Origin of the sequence: Terracoccus sp. 273MFTsu3.1 (assembly GCF_000383675.1) — a bacterium.
Taxonomy (GTDB): domain Bacteria; phylum Actinomycetota; class Actinomycetes; order Actinomycetales; family Dermatophilaceae; genus Terrabacter.
Window position 1 is genome coordinate 62,103 of sequence record NZ_KB911821.1, and the last position, 19,101, is coordinate 81,203.

19 protein-coding genes are annotated in these 19,101 nt (G+C 71.9%); 5 read left to right on the plus strand and 14 right to left on the minus strand.

Going from position 1 to position 19,101, the window contains the following annotated elements; genetic code table 11:
* Nucleotides 1-136 precede the first annotated feature (136 nt).
* Both H283_RS0105925 and H283_RS24185 read right to left on the minus strand, forming a co-directional pair.
* The gene (locus H283_RS0105925) at nt 137-2,377 is read right to left on the minus strand and encodes an ATP-dependent DNA helicase (protein WP_020142596.1); all 2,241 of its coding nucleotides are present in this window, start codon (nt 2,375-2,377) and stop codon (nt 137-139) included.
* A gap of 103 nt (nt 2,378-2,480) precedes the next feature.
* Entirely contained in the window at nt 2,481-3,155 is a 675-nt protein-coding gene (locus H283_RS24185; RefSeq protein WP_020142597.1) for a TetR family transcriptional regulator, read from the minus strand.
* Nucleotides 3,156-3,238: 83 nt separating this feature from the next.
* Between H283_RS24185 and H283_RS0105935 the strand changes: the two genes are divergently transcribed.
* A complete protein-coding gene (locus H283_RS0105935; protein ID WP_020142598.1) occupies nt 3,239-3,832 on the plus strand; it encodes a TIGR03086 family metal-binding protein in 594 nt (197 codons plus the stop codon).
* Nucleotides 3,833-3,949: 117 nt separating this feature from the next.
* On the plus strand, nt 3,950-5,653 hold the full coding sequence (locus H283_RS0105940) for a formate--tetrahydrofolate ligase (protein WP_020142599.1): 1,704 nt from the start codon (nt 3,950-3,952) through the stop codon (nt 5,651-5,653).
* Nucleotides 5,654-5,728: 75 nt separating this feature from the next.
* On the opposite strand, the gene H283_RS26525 is transcribed toward H283_RS0105940, so the two are convergent.
* The 3 genes from H283_RS26525 to hflX all read right to left on the minus strand — a co-directional run bounded on the left by H283_RS26525 (nt 5,729) and on the right by hflX (nt 8,545).
* Nucleotides 5,729-6,799, minus strand: coding sequence for a GNAT family N-acetyltransferase (locus H283_RS26525; protein WP_020142600.1), 1,071 nt, complete (start codon nt 6,797-6,799; stop codon nt 5,729-5,731).
* Nucleotides 6,796-6,951 (minus strand): hypothetical protein, encoded by a 156-nt coding sequence (locus H283_RS27590; RefSeq protein WP_020142601.1) that lies wholly within the window; start codon nt 6,949-6,951, stop codon nt 6,796-6,798. Before H283_RS27590 ends, H283_RS26525 begins: the two co-directional genes overlap by 4 nt.
* Nucleotides 6,952-7,039: 88 nt before the next feature.
* A complete protein-coding gene (gene hflX, locus H283_RS0105955) occupies nt 7,040-8,545 on the minus strand; it encodes a GTPase HflX (protein ID WP_020142602.1) in 1,506 nt (501 codons plus the stop codon).
* Between the two features lie 121 nt (nt 8,546-8,666).
* Between hflX and H283_RS0105960 the strand changes: the two genes are divergently transcribed.
* Together H283_RS0105960 and H283_RS24195 are read left to right on the plus strand one after the other, a co-directional pair.
* A complete protein-coding gene (locus H283_RS0105960; protein ID WP_020142603.1) occupies nt 8,667-9,278 on the plus strand; it encodes a class I SAM-dependent methyltransferase in 612 nt (203 codons plus the stop codon).
* Nucleotides 9,271-10,029 carry a nucleotidyltransferase domain-containing protein gene (locus H283_RS24195; protein ID WP_020142604.1) on the plus strand — a complete coding sequence of 253 codons (759 nt, stop codon included), beginning with the start codon at nt 9,271-9,273 and terminating at the stop codon, nt 10,027-10,029. The genes H283_RS0105960 and H283_RS24195 overlap by 8 nt, the downstream gene beginning before the upstream one ends.
* 69 nt (nt 10,030-10,098) lie before the next feature.
* Here H283_RS24195 and H283_RS0105970 read toward each other — a convergent pair whose 3' ends face one another.
* The 5 genes from H283_RS0105970 to miaB form a co-directional block, all read right to left on the minus strand.
* Nucleotides 10,099-10,995, minus strand: a complete 897-nt coding sequence (locus H283_RS0105970) for an FkbM family methyltransferase (protein WP_020142605.1) — start codon at nt 10,993-10,995, stop codon at nt 10,099-10,101.
* A gap of 71 nt (nt 10,996-11,066) precedes the next feature.
* Complete coding sequence (gene dapF / locus H283_RS0105975) at nt 11,067-11,918, minus strand: diaminopimelate epimerase (protein ID WP_020142606.1); 852 nt, start codon at nt 11,916-11,918, stop codon at nt 11,067-11,069.
* A 1-nt stretch (nt 11,919) separates the two neighbouring features.
* A complete protein-coding gene (gene miaA / locus H283_RS0105980; protein WP_020142607.1) occupies nt 11,920-12,906 on the minus strand; it encodes a tRNA (adenosine(37)-N6)-dimethylallyltransferase MiaA in 987 nt (328 codons plus the stop codon).
* Between the two features lie 45 nt (nt 12,907-12,951).
* Nucleotides 12,952-13,566, minus strand: coding sequence for a peptide deformylase (gene def / locus H283_RS0105985; protein ID WP_043648542.1), 615 nt, complete (start codon nt 13,564-13,566; stop codon nt 12,952-12,954).
* A gap of 42 nt (nt 13,567-13,608) precedes the next feature.
* Nucleotides 13,609-15,177 (minus strand): tRNA (N6-isopentenyl adenosine(37)-C2)-methylthiotransferase MiaB, encoded by a 1,569-nt coding sequence (gene miaB / locus H283_RS0105990; RefSeq protein WP_196805931.1) that lies wholly within the window; start codon nt 15,175-15,177, stop codon nt 13,609-13,611.
* A gap of 197 nt (nt 15,178-15,374) precedes the next feature.
* On the opposite strand from miaB, the gene H283_RS0105995 reads away from it, so the two are divergent.
* Nucleotides 15,375-15,980 carry a YceI family protein gene (locus tag H283_RS0105995; RefSeq protein ID WP_020142610.1) on the plus strand — a complete coding sequence of 202 codons (606 nt, stop codon included), beginning with the start codon at nt 15,375-15,377 and terminating at the stop codon, nt 15,978-15,980.
* A 99-nt stretch (nt 15,981-16,079) separates the two neighbouring features.
* Here H283_RS0105995 and H283_RS27595 read toward each other — a convergent pair whose 3' ends face one another.
* From H283_RS27595 to H283_RS0106015, 4 genes are all read right to left on the minus strand, one after another.
* The gene (locus tag H283_RS27595) at nt 16,080-16,622 is read right to left on the minus strand and encodes a regulatory protein RecX (RefSeq protein WP_020142611.1); all 543 of its coding nucleotides are present in this window, start codon (nt 16,620-16,622) and stop codon (nt 16,080-16,082) included.
* Nucleotides 16,623-17,017: 395 nt separating this feature from the next.
* On the minus strand, nt 17,018-18,067 hold the full coding sequence (gene recA / locus H283_RS0106005; protein WP_028785358.1) for a recombinase RecA: 1,050 nt from the start codon (nt 18,065-18,067) through the stop codon (nt 17,018-17,020).
* A gap of 219 nt (nt 18,068-18,286) precedes the next feature.
* Nucleotides 18,287-18,835, minus strand: a complete 549-nt coding sequence (locus tag H283_RS0106010) for an O-acetyl-ADP-ribose deacetylase (RefSeq protein ID WP_020142613.1) — start codon at nt 18,833-18,835, stop codon at nt 18,287-18,289.
* A complete protein-coding gene (locus H283_RS0106015; protein ID WP_081633794.1) occupies nt 18,835-19,083 on the minus strand; it encodes a DUF3046 domain-containing protein in 249 nt (82 codons plus the stop codon). The genes H283_RS0106010 and H283_RS0106015 overlap by 1 nt, the downstream gene beginning before the upstream one ends.
* Between the last annotated feature and the right edge of the window lie 18 nt (nt 19,084-19,101).

The following is a 19,101-nucleotide window of genomic DNA, read 5'->3' on the forward strand; positions in this document are numbered from 1 at the left end:
CCACACCTGGCCGCCACGCCCCGACGGCGCCGCCACCCACCTCCAAACACACCGAGAAGGTCACGACGCCCCGGGATCGGATGCCGGGGTGTTGTGACCTTCTCGGTGTGTTGCGGGAGGGGGGCGATCCTCACAGTCAGTCGAAGAGCGCGCCCGACGCGATGGTGAGCCCGAGCTGCGCGACGCGGGCGGCGATCGTCTCCTCGGGCAGCTCGAAGTGGTCGACGAGCTCGTCGAGCTGCATGCCCGTCTCCGCTGCGTCGCGCAGCTCCTCGTCCTGCTCGTCGGTCCACGCGTGCCCGGACGTGACCGCGCTGCGCGAGGAGACCGGGGCCGGTGGGGCCACCGCGACCGGCCTCGGGTGCTCCGTGCCGTCGGCGTCGGACCGGGCCCCGGTGAGCGACCGCAGGGCCGGCTCCTCGACGGCGACGGGCGGGGGCGCCATGGCGTCGAGCCGGGCCAGCGCGGAGAGCACCATCGTCTTGTCGGTCGTCGGGTAGAAGGGCGGCAGCGATCGCTGGAGGAAGCCGGCATACCTCGCCGTCATCATCCGGGAGTCGAGGAAGGCCACGACGCCACGGTCGTCGGCTCGGCGCACGAGACGCCCGGCGCCCTGGGCGAGGCGAAGCGCGGCGTGGGTGGCCGAGACAGCCATGAAGCCGTTGCCGCCCATCCGCGCGATCGCCTGCGACCGGGCGGAGGCGAGCGGGTCGTCGGGTCGCGGGAACGGGATGCGGTCGATGATGACGAGCTGGCACGACGAGCCCGGCACGTCGACGCCCTGCCAGAGGGTGAGCGTGCCGAAGAGGCACGTGCGCGGGTCGCGCGCGAACTGCCGCACGAGGGTCGTGATCTGGTCCTCGCCCTGGCAGAGGACCGGGATGTCGTCGCCGAACCGCGCGCGCATGACCTCGGCGGCCGTCTGGGCCGCGCGCATCGACGAGAAGAGACCGAGGGTGCGGCCGCCGGCGGCACGCACGAGCTCCTCGATCTCGTCGAGCGTGTCGTCGCCGGCGCCGTCACGGCCGGGCGGCGGCAGGTGGGCGGCGACGTAGGCGATGGCCTGCTTCGGGTAGTCGAACGGGCTGCCGACGTCGAGGCCCTGCCATTTCGGGGCGCCCTCGCCGCGCAGCCCGATGGTGCCGGCCACGGCGTCGAACGTGCCGCCGAGCTCGAGCGTCGCGGAGGTCAGGACGACGGTGCGCTCGTCGAAGACCTTGTCGCGCACGAGCATCGCGACGCTCATCGGTGCGACGCGCAGCACGGGTCCGCGGCGCTGGTCGCGATTGAGCCAGACGACGTCGAGCTCGCGCTCCTCGAGGATCCGCTCGGCGTTCTCGTGGATCTCGTCGACGGCGGCGCGGGCCACCTGGCGGGCGCCGTCGGCCTCCTGCCCGGGTGGTGGCTTGAGGTCGCTCTGGACGATGCGGGCCGTGTCGCGGACCCGGGCGAGCGCGAGCCCGACGGAGTCGGGGACGCCGAGCATCCGTCCCTCCTCGAGCGGCTCGAGCGCCTGGGCGAGCATCTCTCCCGCCTCGTCCATGGCGGCGGTGTTCTCGGACATGCGGCCGGCCTTCTTCGCGGCCGTCATGACCATCGTGCCGGTCAGCTCGTCGGTGATCGTCGCGGTGACGCGGTCGACGAGCTCGTGGGCCTCGTCGACGACGAGGACGTCGTGCTCGGGCAGCATCTGCCGGCCCTCGAAGGAGTCGATGGCCATGAAGGAGTGGTTGGTGACGACGACGTCGACGTCCTTGGCGGCCTCGCGGGCGCGCTCGACGAAGCACTCGGCGACGAGCGGGCACTTGCCACCCATGCACTCGTGCGCCGACACCGAGACCTGCCGCCACGCGCGCTCCGAGACGCCGGGCACGAGCTCGTCGCGGTCCCCGGAGTCCGTCGTGCTCGCCCACTCGCGCAGCCGGACGACCTCCTGGCCCAGACGGCCGACGGCGGCGTCGACCTGCCCGACCGACAGGAGCCCGTCCTCGTCGTCGGGGAAGCCGCCCTCGAGCTTGTTGAGGCACACGTAGTTGCGCCGGCCCTTGACGAGGGCGTACGTCGGTCGTCGGCCGAGCACCGGCGCGAGCGCGTCGGCGACGCGCGGCATGTCGCGGTCGACGATCTGCGCCTGCAGCGCCAACGTGGCGGTCGCGACGACGGCCGGCTTGCCCGCCTCGAAGGCGTGCGCGACGGCGGGCACGAGGTAGGCGAGCGACTTGCCGGTGCCGGTGCCGGCCTGCACGAGCAGGTGCTCACCGCCGTCGATGGCGTGGGCGACGGCCTTGGCCATCTCGACCTGCCCGGGGCGCTCGGCACCGCCGACCCCCGACACCGCGGCGTGGAGGAGGTCGTCGAGCGCGGGTCGCTGAGGCATTGGATCAGCGTATGCCGCAGGGCCGACTCGCCGTGCCACCCGTCCCCCGCGTCGCGTGACCCGCGGTCCGGGCGTTGCCGTTGGGTCGCTGTGAACCCGAGGCTCAGTGACTCCGTGCCCAGCGTTCGCCGAGCTCGGTGCCCGTGGGCGCGGTCGCGTCGAGCATCGAGGGCTCGGGCGTGCGCAACGCGTCGAGCTGCAGGCCGAGGTAGCGGCGCCGGAGGGCGACGGTCCGCTCGGGGTCGTTGACGCGTACGGCGGTCAGCTGCTCGAGGAGCATGGGAACGTCGGCCGCCTCGACGTCGCGGCGCAGGCGACCGGTGGCCTGCGCCCGCCGCACCAGGTCGTCGACGAGGTCGCCGCCGCGGACGGCGAGCTCGCGCAGCTCGACCGTCGACCGGAACGTGCCGGCCAGCCGGACGGTCAGGGCGTGGACGTCGGCCTCGACGACGTGGCCGAGGAACGCCTCGAAGGCCGACCACGCGTCACGGTCATCGGCGAGCGCCTGCTCGGCCAGCTCGACGAAACGACGCAGCCCGTCGCCGCACACCTTCTGCAGCAGCTCGTCCCGGCCGGCATACCGGCGGTAGAGCCCACCGACACCGACGCCGGCCGCCTGGGCGATCGCGGCCATCGAGGCCTCAGGGTCGCGCAGCAGCGCCTCCCGCGCCGCCTCGACGATGGCGCTGTCGTTGCGGGTCGCCTCGGCCTGGCGACCACGTCGCGGGCGGTCCGGTGCCTCATCGGTGGCGGCCTTCCGTGGCGTGCGGCTCGACATGGGTCGACCGTACCACTTGAACGGAATGATGCATTCCGTTACGCTCAATACGGAACGATTCATTCCGATAGAGAGGCCCACTGATGGACACGACGCCGACCACCTGGACGATCCTCGACGCGGCGCACACGGCCCTGCGAGACGCCGTGACCGGAGTGCGCACCGACCAGTGGGACGGTCCCACCCCGTGCTCCGGCTGGACCGTGACGCAGGTGCTCCAGCACGCAGCCGGCGACCAGCAGGCCTACGCCGCGGTGCTCGGCGAAGGCGACTTCCCGGCATACGACCCCTTCTCCCCCTCCGGCACGGTGGAGACGAGCGCGCTCGAGCTGCTCGACCCGCCGCTCACGGCATCCCGTCACGCCTTCTCGCGCGTCGGTGCGGACGACGCCGCGGTCGCCGTGCCCCTCCCGCAGGCACGACTGGCCGCCCCGGTCGCCGTCGGCGCGGCTGCGCTGGACGCAGCGGTGCACGCCTGGGACATCGCGGTCGCGACCGGTCAGCACTCCCCGATGGACGCAGCGCTCGCCGAGCAGCTGTACGCCGTTGCTGTCGAGATCGTCGAACCCCTGCGCGGATTCGCCTATGCCGCAGCACTTCCCGGCGACGACGGAGATGCCGTCGACCGGCTGCTGCGCTACCTCGGACGCGATCCCCGCTGGTCACCCACGGCCTGAGCGGCGCCGCGCGGTCGTCGTCGACGCACGCCCGGGTCGGCCCTTCTGGGACGCACGTCACGCCACGGGTTCGCCGATCTCGTTGTGCGGAGGCAGGTCCGGGGGTTGTATCGAAGCATGAGCGCACCCCTGCCCACCGACCTCGACATCGCGAACGCGGCGACCCTGCGTCCGCTCGCCGACGTCGCGGCCGATCTCGGCGTCACTTCCGACCACCTCGAGCCGTGGGGGCGTGACGTCGCGAAGATCGACCTCGCCGTCCTCGACGAGCCGCGCCACCAGCCCGACGCTAAGTACGTCGTCGTCACGGCGATCACGCCGACGCCGCTCGGCGAGGGCAAGACGACGACCTCGGTCGGGCTCGCCCAGGCGCTCCAGCGGCTCGACAAGCGTGCCGTCGTCGCGCTGCGCCAGCCGTCCATGGGTCCGACGTTCGGGATCAAGGGCGGCGCGGCCGGAGGCGGCTACAGCCAGGTCGTCCCGATGGCGCGGCTCAACCTGCACCTGACGGGCGACTTCCACGCCGTCACGTCGGCCCACAACCTGCTCGCCGCGATGATCGACAACCACCTGCACCACGGCAACACGCTCGGCCTCGACGTCCGCAACATCACGTGGCGCCGGGTGCTCGACGTCAACGACCGGGCCCTGCGCAACGTCGTCATCGGTCTCGGTGCACGTCAGGACGGCGTGGCCCGCGAGACGGGGTTCGACATCACGGCGGCGAGCGAGGTCATGGTGCTGCTCACCCTCGCGACCTCGCTGCGCGACCTGCGCGAGCGCCTCGGCCGGATCGTCGTCGGCTACACGACCGAGGGCAAGGGAGTCAGCGCCGACGACCTGCACGCCGCCGGGGCGATGACGGCGATCCTCGCGGACGCTCTCAAGCCCAACCTGCTCCAGACGCTCGAGGGCGGACCGGCCATCATCCACTGCGGGCCGTTCGGCAACATCGCGACGGGCACGTCGTCCGTCACGGCCGACCTCATCGCCATGCGCGGCAGTGACTACGCCATCACCGAGGCCGGCTTCGGGGCCGACATGGGGGCCGAGCGCTTCTTCGACGTCAAGTGCCGGGTCAGCGGGCTCAAGCCCGACGTCGCCGTCATCGTGGCGACGGTCCGCGCGCTCAAGACCCATTCGGGGAGGTATGCCGTCAAGGCCGGAAAGCCACTGCCCGCGGGCCTGCTCAAGGAGAGCCCCAAGGACGTCGAGGCCGGCCTGGCCAACCTGCGCAAGCACATCGAGATCGTGCGGCGCTTCGGCGTGCAGCCCGTCGTCGCGATCAACGCGTTCCCCGACGACCACGACTCCGAGCACGCCGTCATCCGCCGCTTCTGCAACAGCCTCGGGGTCCGCTCTGCAGTGACCCGTCACGTCGCCGAGGGCGGAGCGGGCGCGCTGGAGCTCGCGCAGGTCGTCATCGAGGCCGCGCACGAGCCGACGAGCTTCGAGTTCCTCTATCCCCTCGACCTGCCGCTCGAGCAGAAGATCGAGGCGATCGCCACGCAGATCTACGGCGCCGACGGCATCGACGTGAGCCCGGCGGCAGCCAGGGCACTCAAGGACTACGAGCGCCTCGGCTACGGCGGGCTGCCCGTCGTCATCGCCAAGACGCACCTGTCCATCTCGTCCGACCCCTCGCTGCGCGGGGCGCCGCGCGGGTGGCGGATGCCGGTGCGCGAGGTCAGGGCTGCGGTCGGCGCCGGCTACGTCTACGCCATCTGCGGGGACATGCGGACCATGCCCGGGCTGCCGACCTCCCCCAACGCCGAACGCATCGACATCGACGAGGACGGCGCCGTCACCGGCCTCTCGTGACCTGGGTGCGACTGGTGGCCTCTCGCGTCGACGGCCCGGACGCGTCACGACGGACCACGGCCCAGTCGTGACCGGTCAGCGCAGGGACCGGCCGTCGACACGACGGGCCATCGCGACGTCGTCGCGGTAGTCCGTCGCGCTGAGGCGGAGCCCGCGCGGCACCCGACCCACCTCGGTCCAGCCCGCACGGGCGTAGAAGTCGCCCAGCCCCAGACCGTCGCGGTAGTCGAGGCGCAGCAGCTCGACCCACGGCAGCTCTCGTCGGGCGATGCCGACCATGCCACCGAGGAGGATGCGCCCGAGGTTGCGCCTCTGGGCGGCCGGGTCGACCATGAGGCGCTTGAGGCCGGCCACGTGGTCGTAGGGAAACCCTCTCGAGTGCTCCCAGAAGCCGAGGCCGAGCAGGGCCCCGGTGGGCTCCCTCAGCACACAGAGCTGCGAGCGTCGCTCGTGGACGTCGGCGAGGTGCCGGTCGAGCGCGGCCGCCACGTCGCGCCTCGCCGCCCCTGGCAGGAAGCCGACCGACCCACCGGCGTCGTTGACGCGCACCCAGAGGTCGACGACGGCACCGCACAGCTCGGGACCGACTGCCTCACGAGGCACGGACGCGACGCTCGGGGCCACGAAGTACGGCATCGGCTCGCTGTCCGGCTCGCCCTTCATCTGCCGCGAGCCGACCTGGACGAGTCCCGCCGACACCGCCGTCCGCAGCGACGCCGTGTTGACCGTGTCGACCATCGCCGTCACGAGCGCGTCCGGGCAGTGCTCGACGCCCCAGGCGACGACCGCACGCGAGATCTCCCGCCCGAGTCCCGCACCCAGGCGGTCGTGCGCGAGCCGGTAGTAGAGGTTGAGGCTCGAGGCGTCGGAGTCCTTGTGCCGCAGACCCGCCCACCCGATGACCGCGCCGGTGCCGCGGTCGACGACCGCGGCATACCCGAGCCCGTCCCGCTCCCAGTCGGCGACGTCGTCCGCGAGACGCTCACGGCAGCGCTCGGGGCTCGTCATGCTCGACGGCGAGTGGGCGTAGGTGCGCGGGTCGCTGTGCAGGCGGACGTAGTCGTCGAGGTCCTCGGCCCGCGGACGTCGCAGGACGAGGCGCTCGGTCGTCAGCCAGACGGATGCCTCCCCGGCGGGTGCGGTCACGGCGCCTGTCGCTCGGGCGCGCGGGTCTCACAGGCGGCAAGGGGCGCGCCGTCGCAGCAGGGCTCGATGTAGAGGCACTTCGGGCAGCGGTTGTGCGCCTGCTCGGCATACATCTGGGTGCCGCAGTAGGGGCACGGGATCTCGAGGGCCATGCCTCCCATCCTCCCCGACGCGACCGAGCCCCCTCCCCCCGACATGCCGAAGGGCCCCCGGTCGGAGGCCCTTCGGCGCCGAGCGGTCTCAGCTGGCGACGACGGCGTAGGCCGCGAGGTCGGGCTCCATGCTCGGCGTCACCTTCGCGCGCAGACGGGTCCCCTCGGCCACGTGCTCGCTCTCGAGGATCTCCCCCTCCTCGTGGAGGCGCGAGATGAGGTCGCCGCGCTCGTAGGGCACGAGGACGTCCACCTCGATGTCGGGCTTCGGCAACTCGTGGTCGATGAGGGCGCGGAGCTCGTCGAGCCCGGCGCCGGTGCGAGCCGAGACCGTGATGCAGTGCTTCTCGTGGCGGCGGAGCCGGTCGAGCACCTCCGGGTCGGCGATGTCGGCCTTGTTGACGACGATGATCTCCTTGATCTGGTCGCCGCCGACCTCCGCGAGCACCTCGCGCACGGCCGAGATCTGGCCCTCGGGGTCGGGGTGCGAGCCGTCGACGACGTGCAGGAGCAGGTCGGAGTCGCTGACCTCCTCGAGCGTCGACCGGAAGGCCTCGACGAGCTGGTGGGGCAGGCTCCGCACGAAGCCGACGGTGTCGGCGAGCGTGTAGACGCGCCCGTCCTCGGTCTCGGTGCGGCGCACCGTCGGGTCGAGGGTCGCGAAGAGCTGGTTCTCGACGAGGACGCCGGCGCCCGTGAGGCGGTTGAGCAGCGAGCTCTTGCCGGCGTTGGTGTAGCCGGCGATGGCCACCGACGGCACGCCTCCGGCGCGGCGCGAGTGGCGACGCGTGTCGCGGCTCGTCTTCATGCCCTTGATGTCGCGGCGCAGCTTGGCGATCTTCGTGTTGATGCGACGGCGGTCGAGCTCGATCTTCGTCTCACCGGGTCCACGCGAGCCGATGCCCTCACCGCCGGCGACGCGGCCACCGGCCTGACGGGACATCGACTCACCCCAGCCACGCAGGCGCGGCAGGAGGTACTGGAGCTGGGCCAGCTCGACCTGCGCGCGGCCCTCGCGGCTCTTGGCGTGCTGGGCGAAGATGTCGAGGATCAGCGCGGTGCGGTCGATGACCTTGACCTTGACGACGTCCTCGAGGGCGCGTCGCTGGCTCGGGGCCAGCTCGCCGTCGCAGATGACGGTGTCGGCGCCCTCCTCGACGACGATGTCGCGCAGCTCGATCGCCTTGCCCTTGCCGAGCCAGGTCGCCGGGTCGGGCTTCTGACGACGCTGGACGACGCCCTCGAGCACGGTCGAGCCGGCCGTCTCGGCGAGCGCAGCGAGCTCACGGATGGAGTTCTCGGCGTCGTCGGAAGTGCCCTCGGTCCAGACACCGGCGAGCACGACGCGCTCGAGGCGCAGCTGGCGGTACTCGACCTCGGTGATGTCCTCGAGCTCGGTCGAGAGGCCCTGGACGCGGCGGAGCGCGGCGCGCTCCTCACGGTCGAGCTGGTCGCCGTCGTAGAGCGGGTATGCCGTCTCGTCGGTCTCGTGGAGCTCCTCGGCCAGCGCATCGGCGCGGGTGGCGAAGAGGGTGCGCTCGCGCTGCACGGCGCGGTCGGTCTCGCTGGGGTGCTTCGTGTGGTTGCTCGTCATGTTCTCCCTATGGTCCCACTCGTCCAACGCCACGAGCCACTCGTTTGTGCCCGAACCGACGTGCATCGCCTAGCGGGCCGGGCTGCGCGCAGGGCTGGTGGGGGCCGATACGGTGACCGTGATGAGCGAGCCGACCGACCACTACTTCACCGCCGAGCCGGCCACCCCGGAGGAGCGTCGCACCATCGAGGTCACCCTCGACGAGCACCGGTTCACCCTGACCACGGCCCGCGGCGTCTACTCCCCCGACCGCCTCGACCCGGGCACGGCCGTGCTGCTCCAGGGCGCTCCCGACCCGAGCCCGACCGGCGACCTGCTCGACATCGGCTGCGGATGGGGGCCGATCTCCCTGACCCTCGCGCTCCGCTCCCCCGGCGCCCGGGTCTGGGGCGTCGACGTCAACCGCCGCTCGCTCGACCTGGCACGGACCAACGCGGTGGCGGTGGGGGTCGACAACGCGACCTTCTGCGAGCCGGACGACGTCCCGGACGACGTGCGCTTCACGACGATCTGGTCCAACCCGCCCATCCACGTCGGCAAGCCCGCCCTCCACGCCCTCCTCGAGCGGTGGCTCCCCCGCCTCACCGACGACGGCGTGGCCCACCTCGTCGTCCAGAAGCACCTCGGCTCCGACTCGCTCCAGCGGTGGATCACCGAGCAGGACTGGGGCCTCAGGTGCACGCGCCTGTCGTCCGCCAAGGCGTTCCGCATCCTCGAGGTGCGTCGTGCCTGACGTGGACCAGGCCGTCGACGACGCGCGGGCCCTCGTGGCGAGCTGGTTCCCCGAGGCGCGGGCCGCCTGGCTCGGCGGAAGCGTCGTCCTCGGCTCCGCCACGCCGGGCTCGGACCTCGACGTGACCGTGCTCCTGCCCGGACCTCCAGCGCTGTACCGCGACGCGCGGCGCTTCCGCGACTGGCCAGTGGAGCTCTTCGTGCACACCGAGACGTCGCTCGGCCACTACGTGCGGCGCGACGTCGCCGTCGGACGGCCCACCATGGTGCGGCTCCTCGGGCGCTCGGTCGTCCTCCTCGACAGCGACGGCTCCGGTGCCCAGTGGCAGCTCACGGCCCAGCAGCTCCTCGCCGCCGGACCTCCCCGGCTCACCGGCGACGACCTCGACACCATGAGGTATGCCGTCACCGACCTGCTCGACGACGTGACCCACGCGCACGACGCCCACGAGCGACTCGTCTGCGCCGTGCTGCTCGCCGACGAGGCCGCCCACCTGCTCCTGCACGGGTCGGGTCACTGGTGGGGCCGCGGCAAGTGGGTGGCGCGCGAGCTGGCCGACCTCGACGAGCGCGAGGGCGGCACCTGGCGCGAGCGCCACGAGCGGGCGCTCGTCACGGCAGCTGCCGGCGACGTGTCCCTGCTGCTGGCGTTCGCCGACGACGTGCTCGCCCGCAACGGGGGACCGCTCTTCGAGGGCCACCGGCTCGCGGGCACCGATCCGGCAGCACCACCGGCTCCCCGCCCGAGGTGATCCCGAGCCCGACGCGCGTGCCGGCATCAGGTCGAGCGAGTTGCCTCAGGCCTGCGAGGTCGCCGAGGCTCAGCGGCGCCGGTCGTGACGCAGGCGCGGCCAGACCTGTGACGGGCGCGGCAGACGTGGGAGCTCTGCCCCCGGCGGGACGGCGAGGACGTTGGGCGCCATGGCGTCGTCGCGCCGTGCCGCGGTGGACGCCCGGTCCACGTAGCCGTCGGGCGTGATCCGGTAGAGGCGGTAGCCGTGGGTGTCGGTGAGATGGGCGCCGCACTCGGGATCGTTCTCCTCGAAGACGACGAAGGGCTGGTCGCGCGCGATGAGGTCTGCTGCGCCGCGGACGACCGCGACCTCCGCGCCCTCGACGTCGATCTTCACGACCGACACCGACGGGGCCTCCCGACCCGCCAGCACGTCGTCCAACCGTCGGACCCCCATCGAGAAGTCGGGGGTCTCCCCAGAGCGGGCGAGGCGCGTCATGCCGGAGTTCGCCGCCACGGGCCGCACCATGGCGACCTCTGACTCGACGTCGGCCAGCCCGTGGTCGAGGACGACGACGTTGGCCAGGTCGTTGAGCCGCACGTGTCGCTCGAGCCGCTCGCGGTTGGTGGCGTCGGGCTCGAAGGCCAGCACGCGCCCGGCGGGGCCCACGGCGAGCGACGCGAGGGCGGCGTACGACCCGACGTGGGCACCGACGTCGACGCACGTCGTGCCCGGTCGCGCGAGCGTGGCGAGCGTCAGTGCGGTGGGCCACTCGTAGACGTCGTAGAGGTAGAGCGCCCGACCGATGGAGTCGTCCAGCGGCATCCGCGCCGTCAGGGCTCCCCCGGCGTAGGTGAACGTGCGCTCGCGCGAGAGGAGGGACGGACGGAGGCGCTGCGTCAGCTCGAGACGCACCCTCCGGCCGACGAGGCGCACCGGCGCCGCGCGCAGGTCGTCGCGCGAGAGGTACGAGGCGAGCGCCACGGCGGCTCCAGACGTCGGTTCCAGGACATCCGCACCCTAGTTCGCACCGAGTGTCATCCGTCGCGAAACGGTCAGAGCGGGAACTCCCCGTCGGCGACGAGGACCGCGGGTCCTGCGAGCTCGACCCGCTGGCCCGCCAGGGGTGTGACCGTGAGGCGCCCACCCGGCACGTCGACCGTCCACGGGCTGAGGTCCTCCACGCCGGACCAGAAGCGCGTCGCGAGGGCGGCCGCGGCAGCCCCCGTGCCGCACGACCGGGTCTCACCGACCCCACGCTCGTGGACGCGCATGGCGATGTGACCGGGTCCGACGGCCCGGACGAACTCGACGTTGGACCCGTCGGCCGGCTCCGGGTGGAGCTCGGGAGCCTCACCGAGGTCGAGGTTCTCGAGGGCGATGCCCTCGGGCAGCATGACGACCGCGTGCGGGTTGCCCAGGTCGAGGGTCAGGGCCGGCACGGGCTTGCCGTGGCGCGGCTTCACCATGACGTCGAAGCCGTCGCGGCGGGCACCCTCCTCGTCGCCGAGGCGCCACGGACCGAGGTCGACGGCATACCCCTGCTCGACGACGCGCACCGTCTTGACGCCGGCACGCGTGGCGATGCTGAACGTCGAGCCGAAGGCGAGCCCCTCCCGCCGCAGGTACTCGGCGAAGACCCGCGTGCCGTTGCCGCACATCTCGGCGAGCGACCCGTCGGCGTTGCGGTAGTCCATGAACCACTCGGCCTCGCGCGACTGGGCGCGGACGGTCTCGTCGGTCGACAGCGCCGTCCGCACGACCCTGATGACCCCGTCGGCCCCGAGTCCGGCGTGCCGGTCGGCGATGCGCTGCACCTGGGCGGGGGTGAGCTCGAGCGAGCCCTCGAGGTCGGGGACGAGGACGAAGTCGTTCTCGGTGCCGTGGCCCTTGGTGAAGCGCGTCATGTCAGTCATTCTCCGGTATGCCGTCGCGCACCAGCGCATCCGCCTCGCGAACCGCCGTGAGCGCCCGGTCGAGCAGGTCCGGGCTCGTGGCGTCGAGCCACTCGATCCGCGGATCGGGCCGGAACCACGACTCCTGCCGACGGGCGTAGCGGCGCGTCGCCTGGGCGGTCTCGGTGCGCGCCGTGGCCTCGTCGAGGGTGCCGTCGACGACAGCGATGGCCTGGCTGTAGCCGATGGCCCGACTCGCGGTGACGCCCTCGCGCAGACCCTGCGCGAGCAGGGTCTCGGTCTCGCCACGCAGCCCCTCCTCCCACATGCGCTCGACACGCCGCTCGATGCGTTGCACGAGCAGGTCGCGGTCGACGCGGAGGCCCAGGACCACTGCCGGAGAGACGAACTCGCGCGTCGGCATCGACGCACTGAAGGGACGGCCGGTGAGCTCGATGACCTCGAGGGCCCGGATCACGCGTCGGCGGTTGCCGGGCAGGATCGCGGCGGCGGCCCGTGGGTCGAGAGCGAGCAGCCGGGCATGCATCGCGTCCCCGCCGACGGCCTCGGCCTCGGCCTCGAGGCGCCCGCGCACCACGGCGTCGGTGGGCGGGATCTCGAGCCGGTCGAGGGCGGCCCGGACGTAGAGTCCCGAACCGCCGACGAGGAGTGGCCGGTGGCCCCGACCGCGGATCGCGGCGATGTCGGCGCGCGCCGCCGCTTGGTAGCCGGCGACGCTGGCCTCCTCGGTCACGTCGAGGACGTCGAGCTGGTGGTGCGCGATGCCGCGCCGCTCGGCGGCCGGGAGCTTGGCCGTGCCGATGTCCATGCCACGGTAGAACTGCATGGCGTCGGCGTTGACGACCTCACCGCCGAGCCGCGCGGCGAGGTCGAGGGCCAGGTCGGACTTGCCCGTCGCCGTCGGCCCGACGACCGCCACCACAGGGGCGGCGACCGTCGACGCGGGGGCGGTGACCGTCGGCGCGCTCTCAGGAGTCACGAGGGTCCGGACGCGAGCAGGTCGTTGCTGTCACGAGGCCGGCACTCAGCCGATGAGGTCGTCGGCGTACTCGTCGGCCTCGTCCTCGTCGTGACCGAAGGGGTCCTTGTCGACGCCCGGGTGCCACGAGCTGCCGGGCTTGCCCCAGCCGTTGCGCTTGACGGCCTTGCGGGCCTTCTTGGACTGGCGGTCGTCGAGACGGTCGACGTAGAGGGTGCCGTTGAGGTGGTCGTACTCGTGCTGCATGCACCGCGCGAACCATCCGGTCGCGTCGAACTCGACACGGTTGCCGTCGACGTCGAAGCCGATGACGTGGGCGCGGTCGGCCCGCTTGAGGGGGAAGGCCTCACCGGGCACCGAGAGGCAGCCCTCGGTCTCCTCGTCGGGGTTCGGGCGCTCCTGCGGGATCTTCGAGGTGGTGACGGTGGGGTTGATGACGTGCCCCTGCTCGGGCACGCCGTCCTCGTTGGCCATCTTCCAGATGAAGACCCGCAGCCCGACCCCGATCTGGGGTGCCGCGAGGCCGACGCCGTTGGCCGCGACGTTCGTCTCGTACATGTCCTCGACGAGCGTGCGGAGCTCGTCGTCGAAGTCCGTGACGAGGGCCGCGGCCCGGTGCAGGACGGGCTCACCCGTGATGACGATGGGACGCACACTCATGCGCCAAGTCAAGCACGTGGGGACGTGCTGACCCGAATCGGCTCAGACGACAGAGCAGCCCGGCGCCGCCGCGGTGACGGCCGGTCGACCGATCGACGGCATGCCGAGGCTGACGGCCGGCTTGCCCGTCCCCTGCGGCGCGTCCTGGAGCGCCGCCCAGGCGTCGCCGCCGGGAGTGCGCCGGACGGCATACGTCCCGCCGTCGAGGCCCGAGTCGGCCACGAGGTGGTGCGGCGCGCCATAGGTGACCTTCACGGTGACCATGTCGCCGGGGCGAGGCACCTCGGCGCCCTCGGGTACGGCGAAGTGGACGAGCCGGTTGTCGCGGGCCCGCCCTGACAGCCGCTTGGTCTCGACGTCCTTGCGACCCTCGGACGGCGCGACGAGCACCTCGACCTCACGGCCCTCGACGGCCCGGTTGCCGGCCCAGCTGACCTCCTCCTGCACGGCGATGAGCCGCTCGAAGCGCTCCTGCACGACGGCCTTGGGGATCTGGTCCTCCATCGTCGCAGCGGGAGTGCCGGGCCGGATGGAGTACTGGAAGGTGAAGGCGCTGGAGAAGCGGGACTCGCGCACGACGTCGAGCGTGCCCTGGAAGTCCTCCTCGGTCTCACCGGGGAAGCCGACGATGATGTCGGTCGTGATCGCCGCGTCCGGGATGTGCCGGCGGACGTTCTCGATGATCCCGAGGAACTTCGCGCTCCGGTAGGAGCGGCGCATGTCCTTGAGCACCTTGTCCGAGCCGGACTGCAGCGGCATGTGCAGGCTCGGCATGACGTTGGGCGTCTCGGCCATCGCGAGGATGACGTCCTCGGTGAAGGCGGCCGGGTGCGGGCTCGTGAAGCGGACGCGCTCGAGGCCCTCGATCTCGCCGCAGGCACGCAGCAGCTTGCCGAAGGCGAGGCGGTCGCCGAACTCCACGCCGTAGGTGTTGACGTTCTGACCGAGCAGGGTCACCTCGACGACGCCCTGGGCCACGAGCGCCTCGATCTCGGCGAGGATCTCACCCGGGCGACGGTCCTGCTCCTTGCCGCGCAGGCTCGGCACGATGCAGAAGGTGCACGTGTTGTTGCAGCCGACCGAGATGGAGACCCAGGCGCTGTAGGCCGAGTCACGACGGGTCGGCAGGGTCGAGGGGAAGACCTCGAGGCTCTCGAGGATCTCGACCTCGGCCCGCTTGTTGTGCGCCGCCCGGTCGAGCAGGGCGGGCAACGAGCCGATGTTGTGGGTGCCGAAGACGACGTCGACCCACGGCGCGCGCTCGACGATGGTGCCGCGGTCCTTCTGGGCCATGCAGCCGCCGACGGCGATCTGCATGTCGGGGTTCTTCTGCTTGGCCGGGCGCAGCTGTCCGAGATTGCCGTACAGCTTGTTGTCGGCGTTCTCGCGCACGGCGCACGTGTTGAAGACGACGACGTCGGCGACCTCCGGCCGCTCCCCCGTCGGCAGGCTCGCGAGGTCGACGTAGCCCGCCGTCTCGAGCAGCCCGGCGAGACGCTCGCTGTCGTGGACGTTCATCTGGCACCCGTGGGTGCGGACGTCGTAGGTGCGGGGCGAGCCGGCGGGCGCGGTGGCGGCCTCGGGCGTGGGCGCGAAGTTCTGCATTGTCATGGCACCGACAAGGGTACGTCGTGCAGCCGGCTCCCACCGCCGGGCACGACCGACGCTCCGCTACGGCCTCGGTCCCAGCGAGCGAGACGAAGGAATAGGGGCGGTGACCGCCCTGTTGAGACCATTGCTTGACAGTTCAACAACTTGGGTGCATCCTAGTTGTTGAAGATTCAATAACCTACCTCGAAGGACACATCATGGGCCTGTTCAACCGCACCAAGGACGAGACCGTCACCGAGACCCCGTCGGTCGCCGTCGAGAACATCTCCGGCGACTACACCCTCGACCCGAGCCACACCCGCATCGGCTTCTCCGCCCGCCACGCGATGGTCACGAAGGTCCGCGGCCACTTCGACGAGTTCGAGGGCTCGGCCCACGTCGACACCGTGACGCCGGCGAACTCCTCGGTCACCGTCACGATCCAGGCCGCCAGCGTCACCACCGGCAACGAGCAGCGCGACGGTCACCTCAAGACCCCGGACTTCTTCGACATCGCCAACTACCCGCAGATCACGTTCGTCTCGACGAACGTCGAGCGCGACGGCGCCGAGTGGGACATCACCGGCGACCTGACCATCAACGGTGTCACCAAGTCCGTGACGATCCCCTTCGAGGAGACCGGCTCGGCCAAGGACCCGTTCGGCAACACGCGCGTCGGCTTCGAGGGTGACGTCACCATCGACCGCACCGAGTGGAACCTCTCCTTCAACGCGGCCCTCGAGACCGGTGGCGTCCTCGTGAGCGAGAAGGTCAAGCTCGAGTTCGACGTCTCCGCGATCGCCAACGTGCCCGCCGAGGTCTGAGCCGCACCGCACCACAGCACGCCCCAAGGGGGTGAGGACCACACGGTCCTCACCCCCTCGTGGTGTCCTCGGGGCAGGCCGAGCGCACCGCGCCGCCCCTCAGTCGCGACGATGCTCGGGCAGCCCGTCCACCGCGTCACGGATGATCGGCCACGCGACCTCCCCCGAGTAGCCCTTGCGAGCGAGCAGCCCGGCCAGACGTCGGGTCTGGACCTCGGGAGCCAGCCCGCGCATCGAGCGCAGCTTCTTGGCCACGAGCTGCTCGGCCCGAAGCCTCTCGTCCCCGGCACCCACCTGACCGAGCGCCTCGTCGGCGATCTCCTGGTCGATGCCCTGCTTGCGCAGCTCGTGCGCGAGCGCGCGCTTGGCCAGGCCCTTGTCCGACTGCTTCGAGCGGACGAGCATCTGGGCGTACGCCTCGTCGTCGATGAGACCGACCTCGGTCATCCGGTCGAGGACCTTCGCGGCCACGTCGTCCTCGCAGCCGCGCTGACGCAGCTTCTTCTCGAGCTGGGCACGGCTGCGCGGCGCCATGCTCAGCTGCCGCAGGACGATCGCGCGAGCCACCGACTCGGCATCGGCCTCGGGCACCACCGTCTCGACGTCCTCCGGCGGGGGCGCCCAGTCAGGTCGCTCCCCCACGTCATCGGAACCCCAGCCCGAGCGCGGTGTGGCAGACCGGCGCCGCTGACGGCCGGAGCCACTGGCGCCGCCCGACCGGCCCGAACGTCCGCCGCCGCGAGACCCTCCCGACGAGCCCGATCCGCCCGACGATCCCGACCCGCCGGGTCGGGTCGCGCGCGTGCTCGCGGGACGACCCCTCTCGTGGCCGGTCGGCTCGGCGGGGGCCGACACCGACCACGGCAGTCCGGGTCGGCTCGCACCGTCCTCGGACACCGACTCCCCCGACTCTGCGCCCGATCCTTCACCGGACGCGCCGCCGGCCCGCACCCCGGCCACACCCTCGGCCTCAGCCAGGGCGGCCGCGGCGCGAGCCAGACGGTCCCGTGCGGTCTCCTCCTCGGAGCGACCCATCGTCAGAAGTCGACAGGCACGTCCGAGACCTCGGCGGGCTGGTCGACGCGCGGCCCGACGCCGAGCTTCTCCTTGACCTTCTTCTCGATCTCGTCGGCGAGGTCGGGGTTGTCCTTGAGGAAGTTGCGGGCGTTCTCCTTGCCCTGGCCGAGCTGGTCGCCGTCGTAGGTGTACCAGGCACCGGCCTTGCGGACGAAGCCGTGCTCGACGCCCATGTCGATGAGGCCGCCCTCACGCGAGATGCCGTGGCCGTAGAGGATGTCGAACTCGGCCTGCTTGAACGGCGGGGAGACCTTGTTCTTGACGACCTTGACGCGGGTGCGGTTGCCGACCGGCTCGGTGCCGTCCTTGAGGGTCTCGATGCGACGCACGTCGAGGCGGACCGAGGCGTAGAACTTCAGCGCCTTGCCACCGGTCGTCGTCTCGGGCGAGCCGAACATGACGCCGATCTTCTCGCGGAGCTGGTTGATGAAGATCGCCGTGGTGCCGGTGTTGTTGAGGGCACCGGTGAGCTTGCGCAGCGCCTGGCTCATGAGTCGCGCCTGCAGACCGACGTGGCTGTCGCCCATCTCGCCCTCGATCTCGGCGCGGGGCACGAGTGCGGCCACGGAGTCGATGACGATGATGTCGATGGCGCCCGAGCGGATCAGCATGTCGGCGATCTCGAGCGCCTGCTCGCCGGTGTCGGGCTGCGACACGAGCAGGGCGTCGGTGTCGACACCGAGCTTCTTCGCGTAGTCCGGGTCGAGCGCGTGCTCGGCGTCGATGAACGCCGCGATGCCGCCGGCCTTCTGCGCGTTGGCGACCGCGTGGAGCGCGACGGTCGTCTTGCCCGAGGACTCCGGGCCGTAGATCTCGACGACGCGTCCGCGCGGCAGACCGCCGATGCCGAGAGCGACGTCGAGGGCGATCGACCCGGTGGGGATCACCTCGATGGGGGGACGGATGTCGTCGCCGAGGCGCATCACCGCGCCCTTGCCGTAGCTCTTCTCGATCTGGCCCATCACCGAGGAGAGGGCCTTGTCCTTGTCCTTTTCCTGCACCGAAGCCATGTCGGTCACCTATCTGCCGTCTGCGTTGCGGTCGTCTACCTTCGACCCGGGCCACGGCCTCGTGCTGCGAGGTCCGCTGTCGGGTCAGACGCTAGGTGCCGGCGCCGACATCGGGAGGATCCACGAGACGGCCTGTGGACGATGCGGGTGGTGGCGCAGGACCTGTGGAGAACACTACCGAACAGGTGTTCGAAGTCTGCACGACACGCCGATCCAGCGTCAGCGTGTCTCTCTCAGCTGCGTCAGCGCCCGGTCGAAGGCGGCGTACGCCGGGTCGGAGTAGAGCCAGAACCGCGCCTCGCGCACGCCGACGTGCACCGACAGCGCGGCCGCCAGCGCCTCGAGCGACACCGCCGCCGCCGCGTCGAGCGGGTAGCCGTAGACCCCGCACGAGACGGCAGGGAAGGCGAGCACCGCGCAGCCGGCGGCGTCGCCGACCTCGACCGACCGCACGTAGCAGCTCGCCAGCAGCTCCGGCTCACCGTCCCCTCCCCCGCGCCAGACCGGGCCGACCGTGTGGATGACGTGCCGCACGGGCAGCCGACCGGCGCCGGTGATCTTCGCGTCGCCGGTGTCGCAGCCGCCGAGCAGCCGGCACTCGGCGAGCAGGGTCGGCCCCGCCGCCCGGTGGATCGCCCCGTCGACACCGCCGCCGCCCAGCAGGGACCGGTTCGCGGCGTTGACGATGGCGTCGGCCGAGTCGTCGCTCGTGATGTCGCCGTGCCGCAGGGTGATCCGCGACAGGCCGGGCTCGAGCGACGCCCGCATCAGCGACCGGCCTGACCGCCCTGGGCTCCCCGGGCGACGCGGGTGTCACGTCCGAGCCGTCGCTCCGGCGGCACGTCCATGTCGACGCACAGCGCCTCCCACACGGCGCGCGGCGCCTCGCCCTCGGCGAGGGCCTGCACGACGGTGCGGTTGCCGAGCGCACCCAGCACGTGGTCGCGGGCGAGCGACCCGGCATACGCCGCGCCGAACTCGTCGTCCATCAAGGTCCAGAAGTGGCTGATCCGCACCCCTGCAGTGTGCCACCC

Excerpts from the sequence above, each read along its gene's own strand:
- H283_RS0105935 (WP_020142598.1), top strand. The coding sequence starts at position 3,239 with ATGGACACGACGCCGACCACCTGGACGATCCTCGACGCGGCGCACACG.
- def (WP_043648542.1), bottom strand. The coding sequence starts at position 13,566 with ATGAGTGTGCGTCCCATCGTCATCACGGGTGAGCCCGTCCTGCACCGG.
- hflX (WP_020142602.1), bottom strand. The coding sequence starts at position 8,545 with ATGACGAGCAACCACACGAAGCACCCCAGCGAGACCGACCGCGCCGTG.
- H283_RS0105960 (WP_020142603.1), top strand. The coding sequence starts at position 8,667 with ATGAGCGAGCCGACCGACCACTACTTCACCGCCGAGCCGGCCACCCCG.
- H283_RS0105940 (WP_020142599.1), top strand. The coding sequence starts at position 3,950 with ATGAGCGCACCCCTGCCCACCGACCTCGACATCGCGAACGCGGCGACC.
- H283_RS27590 (WP_020142601.1), bottom strand. The coding sequence starts at position 6,951 with ATGGCCCTCGAGATCCCGTGCCCCTACTGCGGCACCCAGATGTATGCC.
- H283_RS24185 (WP_020142597.1), bottom strand. The coding sequence starts at position 3,155 with ATGTCGAGCCGCACGCCACGGAAGGCCGCCACCGATGAGGCACCGGAC.
- H283_RS0105925 (WP_020142596.1), bottom strand. The coding sequence starts at position 2,377 with ATGCCTCAGCGACCCGCGCTCGACGACCTCCTCCACGCCGCGGTGTCG.
- miaB (WP_196805931.1), bottom strand. The coding sequence starts at position 15,177 with ATGACAATGCAGAACTTCGCGCCCACGCCCGAGGCCGCCACCGCGCCC.
- H283_RS0106010 (WP_020142613.1), bottom strand. The coding sequence starts at position 18,835 with ATGCGGGCGTCGCTCGAGCCCGGCCTGTCGCGGATCACCCTGCGGCAC.
- recA (WP_028785358.1), bottom strand. The coding sequence starts at position 18,067 with ATGGCTTCGGTGCAGGAAAAGGACAAGGACAAGGCCCTCTCCTCGGTG.
- H283_RS0105995 (WP_020142610.1), top strand. The coding sequence starts at position 15,375 with ATGGGCCTGTTCAACCGCACCAAGGACGAGACCGTCACCGAGACCCCG.
- dapF (WP_020142606.1), bottom strand. The coding sequence starts at position 11,918 with ATGACGCGCTTCACCAAGGGCCACGGCACCGAGAACGACTTCGTCCTC.